We start from the raw sequence: 14,480 nt of genomic DNA on the forward strand, positions 1-14,480 counted from the left end.
GCATGAGCACGGTGGTCACGGGTGAAGCCGTTGTCCTTGAACTGCGCCCGGCCTCTTTCGCGGCCCGGGGGCTCAGCGTCCTGATCGACGTCGTCTCGCAGCTGCTCCTGCTGCTCCTGCTGTTTTTCCTGATCGGCAATACTCTGGACGGGGCACTCGATCCGGCACTGACCCGGGCCCTGCTGCTGGCCTGTGTTGTCCTGGTGATCGTGGTGATTCCGGTGGCAGTCGAAACGCTGACCCGCGGCAAGTCGCTGGGACGGCTGGTCATGGGCCTGCGCATCGTGCGTGACGACGGCGGTGCGGTGCGTTTCCGCCAGGCGTTCACCCGCGGACTCCTGGCCGTCCTGGAGATCTACATGCTGGCCGGTTCGCTGGCTTTCGTCACCGCGGTCTTCAACGAGAAGTCCAAGCGCCTCGGGGACATGCTTGCCGGGACGTACTCGATGCGGGAGCGGGTCAAGGCTCCCCCGCCGGCCGCCGTGGCCATGCCTCAGGAACTCGCACCCTGGGCGGAGCTGGCGGACATTGGCCGGCTGCCGGACCCCCTTTCCCGGCGCGTGTCCCGGTTCCTGGCCCAGTCGGAGCGGATGGCGCCTCCGGCCCGCGCCTCCATGGCCGCTTCGCTGGCAACAGAGGTGTCCGCCTTCGTCTCTCCGCCGCCGCCCGCAGGCACCTATCCGGAGTCCTACCTCCGCGCCGTCGTTGCCCAGCGCCGGGAGCGTGATTTCGCCCGTTTGAGCGCACAACACGACCGGTCCGAACAGCTGGGCCGCCGGCTGCACCGCCTCCCGTTTACGGACCCCTAGACCGCGCACCAGCAATCCCGCAACAAAGCCGCGCCGCTCCGTTGGGAGCGGCGCGGCTTTGGATTCCGCCGTGAGGGCCTAGTACCGGTAGTGGTCCGGCTTGTAGGGACCGGCCACGTCCACGCCCAGGTATTCGGCCTGCGGCTTGGTCAGTTCGCTGAGCTCTACGCCAAGGGCGTCGAGGTGCAGCCGGGCGACCTTCTCATCGAGAATCTTGGGCAGCACGTACACCTGGTTGGCGTATTCGGGGGTGCCGTCTTCCTTGTCCTGTCCGTACTTGGTGAACAGTTCAATCTGGGCAATCGTCTGGTTCGCGAAGGAGTTGGACATGACGAAGGACGGGTGTCCGGTGGCGTTGCCCAGGTTCAGCAGGCGGCCTTCGGAGAGCACGATGATGCTGCGCTGGTCCTCGGTGCCTTCGTCGAAGATCCATTCGTGGACCTGCGGCTTGATCTCCACCTTGCGGATTCCGGGGACGCGGGCCAGTCCGGCCATGTCGATTTCGTTGTCGAAGTGGCCAACGTTGCCCACGATCGCCTGGTGCTTCATCTGGGCCATGTGGGAGGCCATGATGATGTCCTTGTTTCCGGTGGTGGTGATGAAAATGTCGCCCTGGCCCACCACGGATTCCAGGCGTGCCACCTGGTAGCCGTCCATGGCCGCCTGCAGCGCGCAGATCGGGTCAATTTCCGTAACAATCACCCGGGCGCCCTGGCCGCGCAGTGCTTCCGCGGCGCCCTTGCCGACGTCGCCGTAGCCGCAGACAACGGCGACCTTGCCGCCGATCAGGGTGTCCGTGGCACGGTTCAGGCCGTCCGGCAGCGAGTGGCGGATGCCGTACTTGTTGTCGAACTTGGACTTGGTGACCGAGTCGTTCACGTTGATCGCGGGGAACAGCAGCTGTCCGTCTGCTGCCAGCTGGTAGAGCCGGAGGACGCCGGTGGTGGTCTCTTCGGTGACGCCGCGGATGCCCTTGGCGACTTCGGTCCACTTAGCCGGTGCCTCGGCCAGCGAACGGCGCAGGGTGTCCAGGATGACCGTGTACTCGTAGGAGTAGTCCGGATCATCTTCGCCCGGGTTGGCCGGGACGGAGCCTGCGGCTTCGAACTCAACACCCTTGTGCAGCAGGAGCGTGGCGTCTCCGCCGTCGTCCAGGATCATGTTCGGGCCGCCGGAGCCCTCGGGCCAGGTGAGGATCTGCTCGGCCGTCCACCAGTATTCCTCGAGGGTTTCGTTCTTCCAGGCGAAGACCGGGACGCCCTGGGGATCCTCCGGTGTTCCGGTGCCCACCACCACTGCGGCGGCGGCTTCGTCCTGGGTGGAGAAGATGTTGCAGGAGGCCCACCGGACCTCGGCACCCAGTGCGGTCAGGGTTTCGATCAGCACGGCGGTCTGGACGGTCATGTGCAGCGACCCGGCAATCCGGGCGCCCGCCAGGGGCTGGCTTGGGCCGTACTCGCGCCGCAGTGCCATGAGGCCGGGCATTTCATGCTCGGCCAGGCGGATCTGGTGGCGGCCGGCTTCGGCCAGGGAGAGGTCAGCTACTTTGAAATCGATGCTCACAGGTTCAGGATCCTCAGTTCTCGGAGTCGTCGGCCGGCGCGGCGGATGCCGGGAGCAGCACCGGAATGCCTTCCGCGATGGCGTAGCGCAGCGGCTTGCCGTCCGGTCCGGGCGCGGTGGAAACGAGTTCGTCCCCCTCCTGCACCAGGCGTGAGTGGGTCTGCGGGCAACGCAGGACATCCAGGAGATCAGCGGTCAGGTTAGCCATGCTGCGGCACTTCCTTGCGAAACGGTTGACTGGTCACGGCCGCGGTTCATCCCCGGCTGATTCCCCCAGCCTATAGCGTGCGAAGCCCCACGGCTCAGCTCAGCTTGGTTCGCTGACTTCTTCGCGCAGCACACGCAGGTGCGAACGGCGGGTAGCGGGGAGATCCGCCGGCGGTTCCAGGGCATGCTTGCCGCTGCGGCGGACGGGCTCTTCCGCGGCGGGAGCTTCCTCCGGCTCACGCACAGCATCCACCAGGGCAGAAAGTTCATCCGGACCCGGTGTCCGCGGCAGTGCGCCGAGATCCAGGCGGAGAACCTGCCAGCCGCGGGGAGCGGTGAGGCGCTCGGCGTGGAGCTCGCACAGGTCATAGCAGTGCGGCTCGGCGTAGGTGGCCAGGGGACCAAGCACTGCGGTTGAATCTGCGTACACGTACGTCAAAGTTGCGACGGCGGCCTGCCGGCACGCTGAACGTGAACAAAGACGTAAGGATCCCACGGGTCATAACTGTACCCCCAGGCGCCTCTTGCCCTGGGCAGCCACGCCGGAGCCCGGGAGGCCCCGGACATGGTCTCCCCGGCGGGCAGTGTGCGGGCTAGAGTAGGTGCCATGGTTCCAGGATCTTCCCCCAGCACCAACGGCGGATCCGGCGGAGGTGAGCCGGGTCCCGCCGCACGCCCGTTCCGCCGCCGTCGCCGGAACAGGCACGGACGGGGCCTGCGCGGGGAGCTGCTCCCGGCACACCTGGCCGGGTCCAGGACCCGCGCCGAACGCTTCGATGACTGGGTGATGGAATCCGCCCAGCGGCTGGAGCGGCTCTGGGGCGAAGACATCCAGACCTACCAGTTCATCGTCCAGGAAATTCCGGACGGATTGGAGGAACTGGTACGCCGCGGAGGCGCCGTGCCACTGGCTTCCTCCAGCGCGGGGAGTGGCCCCCGGCCGCCGGTAATCACCATCTACCGCCGTCCCGTGGAGTCGACAGCCCGCGGACTGGTACCTGTCAACGAACTGATCCACGACGTCGTGGTGGAACAGCTGGCGTCCTTGAAGGGGATGGATCCGGAGTCGATCGATCCAACATACGGCCGCTTTCGGCCGCTCTAACGGCCCGCGGGTATCGGCCGTGAGTCAGTAGCCGATTCCCACCTGAATGGACTGGCTTCCCGAGGTTCCCTCCGGCAGCGGCAGCACCGATATCCCGGGGCCCTCCCCCGTCACGAGCTGCGCTCCGTAGACGGCGTCGCCGAGTGCGCTGACCAGGACGGCGGCCAGTTCGCCGCTTCCGAGATCTCCGGGTTTCAGTGACAGTGTCCTGCCGCCGGGAACCTGGATTACCTTCTCCTCCTGCAGGGTTCCGTCTGCTCCCACAGCCCGGACCCGTACCTCGGCGTCGCCGTCAGGCGCGGTGAGCACCAGGGTGGAACTGCCGCCCGGCGCTGCCACGGCGAGGTGTTCACTGCCCAGCCTCGTGTCCGCAGGGGCTATTGCCAGCTCCACCGGTTCTTCGGGCTTGGTACCGCGGCTGAACACAGCTGAAGCGGCCACGGCGACGTCCGAAGACAAATCCAGGGAGTAGGTCCCGGCTGGCAGTTCCGACAGCGGAATCTTTCCCACCGTGCCGGCAGGAACGCTGAAAACACCGCCGCCGGGAATCTCCACTTCGCCCCGCTCGCCGAAAACGCGGAGGTGGACGGATGCGTCCGTTGTCCCCGGAACGGCGACGTTAAGGACGGGCTGGACTGAATCGTAGCCTTCCTGCTCCATCAGTTCGCGGGTGTCCTGCGGGGACTGCAGCGCAACCCCCGTGACCACCTGGCGCGGCGCAGGAGCCGCAGTGGGCTCTATGATTTCAACCCCGCCTGCGGTGAGTCCGCGCAGGATGCTCTGTTCGATGAAGGCGCTGACCGGTCCCCCGGAACTGCGCACCCGCACCGCTGCCGATTCCTGCCCCGATGCCAGGCCGGCAAGGACGATTGAACGGGTCTGGCCCGGTGCCACCACGATCCCGCGGCTGCCTCCGGCCTCTACCCGCCCCTCCGAGCCGATGATCTCCAGGTCAACCGTGGCGGCCGTCGCGGAGGGGTTGTTCAGCTTGAGCACGGCCGTGGCCCCGACCGTCGTCCGGGCACCCAGGAGCCACATGTCATTCGAAGGCGTCTGGCAGTTCGCCGCGGCGAGTCCGGCAAGGTCTCCGTCCGTGGCGGTGTAGCCCATGACCGCATTGGCCGTAGCCGGCTGGTCCCCGCTGGGTTCAGCTTCGAAGGCGGTAACAGACGTGACCTGCTGTTTCGCCAGGACACCGGCCAGCCTGGTGCCGGCCAGGGGGACCTCCGGGTTGTCCTTGAGGGAGGCCACGGCGTCTCCGCTGTCCAGTGCTGAGAGCTGGGCCGGAGGCAGGGAAGCACCCGCTGCAGAGATAACGGCAGTGGTCACCGCGGTGGCCGCGGACTCGGAAACCGGGCTGAACTCCGCGTCGGTCGAGGCGGCGTTGCCGGCAAGCAGCCGGAGCGGCTCAGGGCACACACCCGTGAGTATTCCGGCGGGAACGCTGGTGGCCGGAGGCGGCACGTCCAGCTCGGAGCGCGGCGGCGCCGCGATGGCCGATGCCGTGATGAGCGCGCCTGCGGTCACTACCAGGACGGTCCCTGAGACTGCCGCGTACGCCGTCCTCCGGCCCGCAGCGCGGCGCTCCCGGGTTTGAGCACGCGATGCCCCCGCGTCGGTTGACCCGGTCAACTCGGCCATCAGTGCACTCCTTCAGACGAACTCTTGGCGGCCGGCGCTCCTGCGTCGGACGCACGCTGGCGGGCTGCGCCGCTTCCGCGGCTCCGGCCGGGCGCCTTCCCTCCGGCAGGCTTGCCCCGTCGGGCACGCCCGGCCTTGCGATCCCGGGCCAGCGCCGGTTCCTTGGCCGGCTCCCGGGGACCAGGCTCCCCACCCGCCGCGTCGGCGTCGGCCTCCTCCTTGGGAGCCGCGGCAGCGGAACGCACGGGCCCCTGCTTGCCGGGCAGCCGGATGGCACCGGAGCGGGAGGGTGTGGGCACCGCGAGCAGCACGGTCAAACCGAAGACGATGACCTGCACAATCGAGGTCCACGGTTCCCAGGGACTTGAATACCTGAGGCTGAAGTCGCCTCCCTCTTCCGGCAGGTCAAAGGCCTGGGCCCAGCCGTCCGTGGAGGGTTCGAGCGCTTCGCCGTTCAGCGTTGCCTGCCAGCCGGTGTCGGCTCGTTCAGCCAGGACCAGGCGGCGCCCTTCCGGACCCGCCGGGATTGCTGCATCTGCCGTGACCCTGCCGGATGGCACCAGGGAGAGGGTCTGGCCCTGGGCATCAATAATGCGGAGCCGTGCGGTCTGCCCTGCGAGCGTCTCAGTGCCCTGTTCATCCAGCGCTCCGGTTACGCGCCAGAGCCAGCCGGATCCGGTCTGGCCCACGGATGCCAGGCCTGGCACGGCGTCCAAACGGTCGGCCAGCAGTTCGGCGGCGGTATCGGATGCCTGCAGCACCACATAGCCCACTCCCAGCCGGCTGAGCTCCTCGCGCGGGTCCACGCCCGTTCCGGCCGTGATGACGGCGACAGTGCTGCGAAGGGCGGCGCTTGCGCCGTCGTCTTCACCGAGCGTTTCACTGCCCGGCATGCCTTCGACGGCGCGTGCGGCGTAGCCCGCACTGAGTCCGTCCAGGGTGCTTCCGCCCGAGCGCATCAGCGTGGCGGTGACGTCGTCGCCGGGTCCCAGGGACAGCACCAGGGACCGGGTCTGGTCGGCACTGTTCCCGCGGTCCGCCGCGGTTGCGGGCAGCACCCGCGTCCCGGTCTCCCGGAGGTCCAGCCGGGTGCCGGGCTGGACTCCACCGGCTCCGGCCGGGGTTGTCTCGCCGGCGGCCTGGGGCACGGTCCACGCAGCCAGGCTGGCGGCCGGACCGGCTCCCAGGAGGACGGTAAGGAGAACTACTGCGGCGGCAGCGGGACGGCGGGTTTGGCCGGTTTCCGTCCTGCGGGCGGCCAGCAGTCTGTCCAGTGCCGGCAGCGCGGCGCACAGCAGGGCAAACACCGCGGCGGATACCAGCGGACCGGGGTAGGGAGTCACCAGCGCTGCGGCCGCACTTCCGGTGACGAGATAGGCCGCGGCACCGGACAGCGCAAGGGCGAGGACCGCCATGACCCACCCGAGCCGGGCGGTCGCGGCGCGGCCGGGAAGGAAGAGCGCCGCGGCGGACAGTGCCACCAGCGGTCCGCCCACCATCAGGGCGAGCACCAGGGCCCAGGGACCCTCGGGCAGGAAGCCGAGTCCGGCCAGCGGATCAGAGATGCCGAACGCTTCCGGATAGCCGAGCAGCTGCTGCCACAGCGCGGCCGGTGCAAAGGCCAGCGGAACTCCCGGGTCTGCCGCGGCCGCCCGGAGATTATCCGAAAGGGAGAGGACTACGGGCAGCAGGAGCGCTGCCGGTGCAAGCAGGGACCACCAGAGGGTCCGTGCGCGGGAACGAAGCCGCAGTGAGAGCACCAGGACCAGCAGGACGCCGAGGACGAACAGCAGCGGGGCGCTGGCGGTCAGGATTGACAGCAGGAGACCTGCAGCGGCCGCGGCCGTCCAGCTGGGTACCCCATGGATGCCGGGCTTCCGGGGAGCCGCGGAATCGGCATCGGCGGCACCGCGCGTATCCGGGGCGGCGGTTCCGGCACCGACGGCGCGCGCCATCGCCAGGACGGTCAGCGGCAGAACAATGTGGGCCACGAGGGCACCAAGCCGGCCTTCGCTGAGTGATGCCTGCAGCGCAGGCAGCGAACCCCACACCATGGCGGCCCAGAAGCGTGCGCCGGGGCGCCGGGTAAGGGCCCCGGACGCGATCCAGGCCGCGAGCCCGGACAGGGGCATGGCCAGCAGGACAAGGACTACGACGGCGGCGCTGGCGTTCCCCAGCCCTGCCACCCCGAGCAGCCACAGCACGTAATCGAAGGGATCTCCGTGCCCCTGGTATCCCGCTCCCACTTCACTCCACCAGCCGCTGGCGTTGGCCCAGATGACGGCGAGGGAATCGGATACAGGCAGCAGGGCGCCGCCGGTCAGTGCAGGGGCACCAACCAGGCGGTGCAGGCCGGCCAGCGACGCGGCGGCCAGGAGCAGGACGGCGGCCAGCGCACCCGCCCCGGACCAGGCCCGCCCACGGGTGGCCAGGGCCGCAAAGTCGTCGTGTGAGTCGCCGCTGGGTTCATAGGCGTGCGGCGCAGGCGCTGCGCCGGTCTCCTCGGACCGGTAGGCGTTCGCGGCGGCCTCGGATTCGTGGACGGACCGCCGGTGCTCGCGCACTTCCCGCGGTGTCGTGACCAGGGCCCGCACGGCGCTCCGGGGGCGTCTGCGGGTAGCGGCTGCCTTGCGCCGGGACCGGTAGAGATCCACCGGCCGCAGCACGGCGGCGATGCTCGAGACCAGGGAGCCGGCGGCATAACCGGGGTCCTTGGCAAGCATGCCCAGGAAGAACCGGCCGAAACCGCCCAGGACGGCGCCCAGTGCCAGGAAGGGAACCTGCCAGCCGGGAGCGTGTTTCAGGCGGAGGAAGACCTCAGCCTTGCGGGCAGCCCTCGCGGACGCTGCCGGGTTTGGCCGGCTGCCGGCGTGCCGGACACGCGCGGAAGGAACCACCACCACGCGGTTGCCGGCGAGCCGGTTCCGCCAGCAGAGGTCAATGTCGTCACCGGTGCCCGGCAGTGCCGGGTCGAATCCGCCCAGGGCGTCCCAGGCGTCGCGGCGGATCAGCATTCCTGCGGAGTTCACCGCAAAGACGTCGCTGCGGGAGTCGTACTGCCCCTGGTCCAGTTCATCGACGTCGATCATGGTCAGGCGTTCAGCCCAGCGGCTGATCGAGACGCCGACGTCGAGGAGCTTGCGGGGGTTTTCCCATTCAACCTGCTTGGTGCCGGCAATGGTCACCGAGGGGGCCAGTTCAACGGCACGCAGCAGCTGGGCCAGCGCACCGGGATCGGGCGCCGAATCGTCGTGGAGAAGCCACAGCCATTCCTGGGTGGGGTCCCCTGCCTCGGTACGCCGGGGCAGCTGCTCGAGCCCGGCCTTGACGGCTGCGCCAAAACCGGACCGTGCGGGGGCGCCAATCACGGGGCTTCCTACCGGCAGTCCCAGCTGCAGCTGGGACGCGGAGGCATCAGTCGATCCGGCGTCAACGCCGATGCAGAAATCTGCCGGCCGGGTCTGGGCCGCCAGTGCGGAGAGTGTTTCGGGGAGGTACTCGGCACCGTTGTGGGCAACTACAACGGCACATACGCGGACGTGCGAAAGAATTAGACTGCCTGCTTTCGTAGCCGGCGGCGTTCCCGCTCGGAGAGACCGCCCCAAATGCCGAAGCGTTCATCGTTGGCCAGAGCGTACTCAAGGCACTGTGAGCGCACCGTGCAGGCAGCGCAGACCTTTTTCGCATCCCGTGTTGAGCCGCCCTTTTCCGGGAAGAATGCTTCGGGATCGGTCTGGGCACAGAGCGCGTCGGCCTGCCATCCCAGTTCACTCTCGTCGGCGTAGCCGTCGCCGATTCCGGGCAGCCCAATCCATACCGGGCGCTGCTCGGTCTCTGCCGGAGCGGAGAAGAGGGATACCGGCGGATCCAGAAGATCCTCCGCACCCTTCGTCTCGCCCCCGTCGAGGGCCTCATGCGCGGCCAGGAAGGCGGTGGCCGCATCTTCCAGGCTGGCGCCTGCTCCCTCGCGGTAGCGGTCGGCAGCTTCGGGATCAGCGGGATCGACGTACCAGTCGCCGGGCACGCCGCGTGAGCCGTAACTCGTGGAAGCCTGCGCCTCGATGTCCGGCCGGCCCTGAATCTTCTCTGCTTGCCCCATGGAGTCCTCCCGGTGTAAATGCTCCAGCAGCGGATATCTGGATTCACACAGGCGACAATCAGCCTGCTGTGAACGCATGTAGTTCATGGTTTGCTGGAACAAATCCGTTCCCTAATTACACGCGTGTAATACGGTCACGTCAAGCTGTTTCGGCATCCTATAGAGTCGGAACCCTCTGACGGCGGCGCGCCACGCCGAGAATTTGCCCGGCGGGGCTCCCGCAGCCCGGCGCCACTCGAAGCGAAAGCGAAAAGCATATGACAACCAACCCAGTCCCCCGCATCCTGAACACGCTCAGGTCAGAGCAGGCAACCTCCCCCGCCCTGGTCTGGTACGGACCGGATTCGGAACGGGTGGAGCTTTCCGGCAGGGTCCTGGACAACTGGGCCGCCAAGACCTCCAACTACCTCGCGGAAGAACTTGATGCCGAACCCGGATCGACCGTGGAGCTGGATCTGCCAGCCCACTGGAAAACCCTGGTCTGGGCCCTGGGAGCCTGGCAGGCCGGCTGCCAACTAGCCTTATCGGCAGACTCGGGTGCGCCGGTAAGGGCCACCGCGGATCATCCTGAGCCACGCAGCTCCGGAGAAATCGTCGCGGCGGTTGCCCTTCCCGCACTCGCCATGTCCTGGCCGGGAGCGCTTCCGGCCGGAACCAGCGACTACGCGGCCGAGGTCCGTTCCTTTGCCGACACCTGGGCGGGGCCTGAATACGGCGACGAGCCTGGGGCGGCGCTTGCCGGCGGTCCGGGCGCGGAGGCAACCCCTTTCACTGCCCTGCCCGGGCTCGAAGACCGGGAAGCAGCGGGGGCGGTGACCCTGCTGGCCCCCGCCGAAGCCGGACTGGCCAGGATCCTGGGCACGGCACTGGCCGTTTGGTCCGCAGGAGGAACACTCGTGCTCACCGGAGCCGGCGTCGAGGCCACCGAGCGGATGCTGGCGGCGGAGAAGGTTACTGCTCGGCTTGGGGCCTGAGCGGCTTGGCCGTCTCTGCCGCAGGCTCCTGCGGCACCGAGTGGGCCGGGTCCACGGTCAGTTCCATGGCCAGCTCGTCGGCCTCAGCATCGCTGGCTGAGCTGTTGAAAACCCAGTACCGGTAGGCGAAGAAGCGCACCACAGTGGCAACGCCGATTCCTATGACCCCTGCCATGAACAGGGTGCCGTTATCCGTGATGCCCATCGGGTAGCGGGCTATCCAGGTGAATCCGGTGGAAATGAAGATCCCGACGCCGTTGATGAGGATGAACTGACCGAATTCGCGGGCGACGTTGGACTGGCGGCGGTGGCGGAAGGTCCACCAGCGGTTGGCCACCCAGGAGAAGATGGTGGCGATGGTGGCACCGGCGAAGCGTGCCTTAGCCGGGCTGCCTTCCATCACCGAGTGCATGAAGATCCAGGTCAGCCCGTTGTCCACCACGAAGGCGACCGCGCCAACGGTCCCGAACTTTGCCACTTCGCGCCAAAAGGCAGACGCCAGTGACCTGAGCCAGGAAATAAATGATCGAATCATGACCCTCCGCGGCCAATCGTGTACGCACGGGGATCCCCGCCGGACGAAGGAACTGCCGCGCTATGGCACGGCAGTAAGAAACCCACTTTACCTTCAGTTCTTGGGAATTGGCCCTGAAGGAAGGCGTCCGGGCGATGACACACGGCAGGAAGTACCTGCAGCTTCGGTAACCTGTACACGTGAGATTTCCTATTATCGGCGTTGTCGGCGGCGGCCAGCTGGCCCGGATGATGGCCCCGGCGGCCACAGAACTCGGGTTTGAACTGCGCGTCCTGGCAGAAGGCCCAGATGTATCCGCTGTTCCCGCTGTGGCAAACGCCGTCGTCGGCGACTACACGGACTATGACACCCTGCTCTCCTTCGCCCGCGGCGTCGACGTCCTGACGTTCGACCACGAGCACGTTCCCGGAGACCATCTGCGTGCCCTGGCCGGGGAGGGCATCAACGTCCAGCCCGGGCCCGATGCCCTGGTACACGCCCAGGACAAGCTGGTGATGCGCGCAGCCGTGGACCGCCTCGGTCTGCCGAATCCCGCCTGGGCCGCTGTCTCCTCGGTTGCTGACCTCATTGATTTCGGCAAGGCCACGGGGTGGCCGGTAGTGCTGAAAACTCCCCGCGGAGGCTACGACGGCAAGGGCGTACGGATTATCGACGACGCCGCAGCGGCCGAGGCCGCGGCGGACTGGTTCACCGGAACCGCACTGCTGGCCGAGGAAAAGGTCCCCTTCACCCGCGAGCTCTCGGCGCTGGTGGCGAGGACGCCGGACGGCGAGTCCGTTGCCTGGCCCGTGGTCCACTCAATCCAGGTCAACGGTGTCTGTGATGAAGTCATCGCGCCGGCACAGGACCTCGCTCCGGAGACGGCTGCCGCCGCGTCCGAAGCTGCACTGCGAATCGCTGCCGAACTTGGTGTTACCGGAGTCATGGCCGCCGAGCTCTTCGAAACGCCCGGCCGCGGACCGGGCTTCCTGGTCAACGAATTGGCCATGCGGCCGCATAATTCCGGACACTGGACCATGGACGGGTCGGTCACAGGCCAGTTCGAGCAGCACCTGCGTGCCGTGCTGGGACTGCCGCTGGGCAGCACCGAACTGCTGGGCGGCGTGGCCGTAATGAAGAACTTCCTCGGTGCCGGGAACCCGGACCTGTACCTTGGTACCCGGCTGGCCCTCGCGGCCGAACCCGCTGCCAAGGTCCACAATTACGGCAAGGCCGTGCGTCCCGGGCGCAAGGTCGGCCACGTTAATGTAGTCGGAGCGTCCGCTGCGGACCTGCCGGCCGTCCGGCGCAGCGCCGAGAGGGCCGCCGCAATCATCCGCGACGGCCGCGAACCGAATGAGGAGAAGGCATGAGCACCGCCAACAAGCCGCTGGCCGGCCTGGTCATGGGGTCCGATTCGGACTGGCCCGTCATGGAGGCAGCCGCAGCAGCACTGGCCGAATTCGGGATTCCCTACGAAGCCGACGTCGTTTCCGCCCACCGTATGCCGGCAGAAATGATCGCTTACGGCCAGGAAGCACACCGCCGCGGGCTGCGCGTCATCATCGCCGGTGCCGGGGGCGCAGCCCACCTACCGGGAATGCTCGCCTCCGTGACGCCGCTGCCGGTCATTGGTGTCCCCGTTCCGCTGAAGTACCTGGACGGCATGGACTCCCTGCTGTCCATCGTCCAGATGCCTGCCGGCGTTCCCGTGGCAACGGTATCCATCGGCGGCGCCCGCAACGCCGGCCTCCTGGCAGTGCGCATGCTGGCTGCAGGAACTGACCCGCTCGCCGCCAGTCTGCAGGAGAAGCTGGTCGATTTCGCCGGGGAGCTGCGCCAGACCGCCATGGCCAAGGGCGCCCGGCTGCGCGCTTCCGTTTCGGAAAGCGCCTAGGCCAGGCGCATGGCCAGTACAGCGCCAGGTTCATCCGGAGCCGTCTACACTGACCCGGTCCGCTATCCCCAGTCGGCGTCGCCGCGCCTGCGCAGCAAACGGGCCTTCCTGCTCCTGTTCCTGACCCTTGTGCTGCCCGGTTCGGCGCAGATCGTCGCGGGAGACCGCAGGCTGGGCCGCATGGCCCTTCGCATCACGTTCCTTGCCTGGGCAGCCCTGATCGCGGTTGCCGTGGTAGCGCTCACCAACCGGGTCCTGCTGGTGAACATCTTCACCAACAGCTGGGCGTCTTTCCTCATCATGGCGCTGCTGGCCGCACTGGCCGTGGGCTGGGCACTGCTGTTCATCAACACTTTCCGCATCATCCGTCCGCCGCTGCTGAAGCGGAACGTACGCCCTGCCGTTGCCGGAGCCATGGTCCTGCTCATGGTCCTCACGAGCGGCTCGCTGGCTTACGGCGCCTGGCTGCTCAATGTCAGCCGGCAGACCTTCGACAACATCTTCGCCTCCGGGCCCGCTTTCGACCCGGTGGACGGACGCTACAACTTCCTGCTCCTGGGCGGAGACGCAGGGGCGGACCGCACGGGCCTGCGGCCGGACAGCATGTCCGTCTTCAGCGTGGATGCGGACACCGGCCAAATCGTCACCCTCAGCCTCCCCCGCAACTTCCAGAACGCCCAGTTCAGTGCGGACTCCCCGCTGTGGCAGGTCTTCCCCGAGGGCTACAGCTGCGGTGACGAGTGCATTCTGAACAGCCTGTACCCCGTTGTCACCGAGCAGTATCCCGAGCTCTACCCGGAGTCCGAAGACCCGGGGGCAGAGGCAATGATGGACGCTGCCAGCGGAATCCTGGGCCTGGAAATCCAGTCCTACGTCATCGTTGACATGGAGGGCTTCTCCAGCCTGATCGACGCCATGGGCGGCGTGAAGATCGACGTCGGAGGCTGGGTTCCCATCACCGCCGGAGAGATCCCCGGCACCAACCGCCACTACCCGCCGGACGGCTGGATCGCTCCCGGAGTCCAGACCATGGACGGTTATACCGCCCTCTGGTACGCCCGTTCACGCGAATTCGTGACCGACTTCCACCGCATTGCCCGCCAGCAGTGCGTCCAGCAGGCAATGGTGGCCCAGCTTGATCCGGCGACCCTGCTGACCCGCTTCCAGGCAATTGCCTCAGCCGGTGAAGAAGTGGTCCATACGGACATTCCGCAGGACCAGCTGGGCAGCTTCGTGGACCTCGCCCTGAAATCCAAGAACCACGAGGTCCAGCGGATGACCATCGGCCCGCCGGACTTCGGCACGGCAGCGGATAACTTCGCAACCTACCCGGACTTTGACCTCATCCATTCCCGAGTGCAGGAGAAGCTGGCCACATCCGCTGCTGCCGCGGCGGGGACCGCTGAAGAGCCCGCCCCGGAACCGGTGGAAGACGGCGCGATCGGCTCGTCGGATCCTGCCGAGCCCAAGTTGCCGGCGGCACCGGCGCCAGTGGAAGCCCCCGCTCCCGCCCAGCCTTCGGGACCGGAAATCACCGAAGCGTATCTCCAGGAACTGGCGCAGATCGGGGACACCGATACGCTGGCCATGCTGCTGGACAACAACGGGTCCTGCAGCGTCGGCTAATCCGCCGGCCAGGCTCCCCCGCCGTGTGCCCGTCCTTTCCGGTCC

General features: G+C 67.7%; 13 protein-coding genes. 6 read left to right on the plus strand and 7 right to left on the minus strand.

What is annotated here, in order from left to right; translation table 11 throughout:
* The first annotated feature begins 2 nt into the window (after positions 1-2).
* Positions 3-809, plus strand: coding sequence for an RDD family protein (locus ACSLGO_RS14705; RefSeq protein ID WP_091606703.1), 807 nt, complete (start codon positions 3-5; stop codon positions 807-809).
* A 78-nt stretch (positions 810-887) separates the two neighbouring features.
* Here the strand turns inward: ACSLGO_RS14705 and ahcY are convergent, their stop codons facing one another.
* From ahcY to ACSLGO_RS14720, 3 genes are all read right to left on the minus strand, one after another.
* The gene (gene ahcY / locus ACSLGO_RS14710) at positions 888-2,372 is read right to left on the minus strand and encodes an adenosylhomocysteinase (RefSeq protein ID WP_436401385.1); all 1,485 of its coding nucleotides are present in this window, start codon (positions 2,370-2,372) and stop codon (positions 888-890) included.
* 13 nt (positions 2,373-2,385) lie between these two features.
* Positions 2,386-2,580: a Trm112 family protein gene (locus tag ACSLGO_RS14715; protein WP_091606708.1), complete on the minus strand. Its 195-nt coding sequence runs from the start codon at positions 2,578-2,580 to the stop codon at positions 2,386-2,388.
* 99 nt (positions 2,581-2,679) lie between these two features.
* Complete coding sequence (locus ACSLGO_RS14720) at positions 2,680-3,075, minus strand: DUF3499 domain-containing protein (protein WP_091606710.1); 396 nt, start codon at positions 3,073-3,075, stop codon at positions 2,680-2,682.
* A gap of 111 nt (positions 3,076-3,186) precedes the next feature.
* On the opposite strand from ACSLGO_RS14720, the gene ACSLGO_RS14725 reads away from it, so the two are divergent.
* Positions 3,187-3,684 carry a metallopeptidase family protein gene (locus ACSLGO_RS14725; RefSeq protein ID WP_091606713.1) on the plus strand — a complete coding sequence of 166 codons (498 nt, stop codon included), beginning with the start codon at positions 3,187-3,189 and terminating at the stop codon, positions 3,682-3,684.
* Positions 3,685-3,708: 24 nt separating this feature from the next.
* Here the strand turns inward: ACSLGO_RS14725 and ACSLGO_RS14730 are convergent, their stop codons facing one another.
* From ACSLGO_RS14730 to ACSLGO_RS14740, 3 genes are read right to left on the minus strand one after another with little or no spacing between them, the layout of a single operon-like run.
* Positions 3,709-5,325, minus strand: a complete 1,617-nt coding sequence (locus ACSLGO_RS14730; RefSeq protein WP_419243371.1) for a DUF5719 family protein — start codon at positions 5,323-5,325, stop codon at positions 3,709-3,711.
* Positions 5,325-8,930, minus strand: coding sequence for a glycosyltransferase (locus ACSLGO_RS14735; RefSeq protein ID WP_436401386.1), 3,606 nt, complete (start codon positions 8,928-8,930; stop codon positions 5,325-5,327). The genes ACSLGO_RS14730 and ACSLGO_RS14735 overlap by 1 nt, the downstream gene beginning before the upstream one ends.
* Positions 8,876-9,424, minus strand: coding sequence for a WhiB family transcriptional regulator (locus tag ACSLGO_RS14740; protein ID WP_091606721.1), 549 nt, complete (start codon positions 9,422-9,424; stop codon positions 8,876-8,878). The genes ACSLGO_RS14735 and ACSLGO_RS14740 overlap by 55 nt, the downstream gene beginning before the upstream one ends.
* Before the next feature lie 257 nt (positions 9,425-9,681).
* Between ACSLGO_RS14740 and ACSLGO_RS14745 the strand changes: the two genes are divergently transcribed.
* Positions 9,682-10,398 carry a TIGR03089 family protein gene (locus ACSLGO_RS14745; protein WP_436401387.1) on the plus strand — a complete coding sequence of 239 codons (717 nt, stop codon included), beginning with the start codon at positions 9,682-9,684 and terminating at the stop codon, positions 10,396-10,398.
* On the opposite strand, the gene ACSLGO_RS14750 is transcribed toward ACSLGO_RS14745, so the two are convergent.
* Positions 10,376-10,933 (minus strand): GtrA family protein, encoded by a 558-nt coding sequence (locus ACSLGO_RS14750; RefSeq protein ID WP_091606726.1) that lies wholly within the window; start codon positions 10,931-10,933, stop codon positions 10,376-10,378. The genes ACSLGO_RS14745 and ACSLGO_RS14750 overlap by 23 nt on opposite strands.
* A gap of 179 nt (positions 10,934-11,112) precedes the next feature.
* Here ACSLGO_RS14750 and ACSLGO_RS14755 point away from each other — a divergent pair, with 179 nt between their 5' ends.
* From ACSLGO_RS14755 to ACSLGO_RS14765, 3 genes are read left to right on the plus strand one after another with little or no spacing between them, the layout of a single operon-like run.
* The gene (locus tag ACSLGO_RS14755) at positions 11,113-12,285 is read left to right on the plus strand and encodes a 5-(carboxyamino)imidazole ribonucleotide synthase (protein ID WP_325787719.1); all 1,173 of its coding nucleotides are present in this window, start codon (positions 11,113-11,115) and stop codon (positions 12,283-12,285) included.
* Positions 12,282-12,809, plus strand: a complete 528-nt coding sequence (gene purE, locus ACSLGO_RS14760) for a 5-(carboxyamino)imidazole ribonucleotide mutase (RefSeq protein WP_436401388.1) — start codon at positions 12,282-12,284, stop codon at positions 12,807-12,809. The genes ACSLGO_RS14755 and purE overlap by 4 nt, the downstream gene beginning before the upstream one ends.
* A gap of 9 nt (positions 12,810-12,818) precedes the next feature.
* Complete coding sequence (locus tag ACSLGO_RS14765; RefSeq protein ID WP_436401389.1) at positions 12,819-14,435, plus strand: LCP family protein; 1,617 nt, start codon at positions 12,819-12,821, stop codon at positions 14,433-14,435.
* The last annotated feature ends 45 nt before the right edge of the window (positions 14,436-14,480 follow it).

Origin of the sequence: Arthrobacter sp. IK3, from assembly GCF_051337705.1 — a bacterium.
Lineage (GTDB): Bacteria > Actinomycetota > Actinomycetes > Actinomycetales > Micrococcaceae > Arthrobacter_B > Arthrobacter_B koreensis.

Bases quoted from the DNA above. Each gene is read 5' to 3' on its own strand.
- ACSLGO_RS14740 (WP_091606721.1), bottom strand. From the start codon at position 9,424: ATGGGGCAAGCAGAGAAGATTCAGGGCCGGCCGGACATCGAGGCGCAG.
- ACSLGO_RS14715 (WP_091606708.1), bottom strand. From the start codon at position 2,580: ATGGCTAACCTGACCGCTGATCTCCTGGATGTCCTGCGTTGCCCGCAG.
- ACSLGO_RS14750 (WP_091606726.1), bottom strand. From the start codon at position 10,933: ATGATTCGATCATTTATTTCCTGGCTCAGGTCACTGGCGTCTGCCTTT.
- ACSLGO_RS14705 (WP_091606703.1), top strand. From the start codon at position 3: ATGAGCACGGTGGTCACGGGTGAAGCCGTTGTCCTTGAACTGCGCCCG.
- ACSLGO_RS14730 (WP_419243371.1), bottom strand. From the start codon at position 5,325: ATGGCCGAGTTGACCGGGTCAACCGACGCGGGGGCATCGCGTGCTCAA.
- purE (WP_436401388.1), top strand. From the start codon at position 12,282: ATGAGCACCGCCAACAAGCCGCTGGCCGGCCTGGTCATGGGGTCCGAT.
- ACSLGO_RS14745 (WP_436401387.1), top strand. From the start codon at position 9,682: ATGACAACCAACCCAGTCCCCCGCATCCTGAACACGCTCAGGTCAGAG.
- ACSLGO_RS14765 (WP_436401389.1), top strand. From the start codon at position 12,819: ATGGCCAGTACAGCGCCAGGTTCATCCGGAGCCGTCTACACTGACCCG.
- ACSLGO_RS14725 (WP_091606713.1), top strand. From the start codon at position 3,187: ATGGTTCCAGGATCTTCCCCCAGCACCAACGGCGGATCCGGCGGAGGT.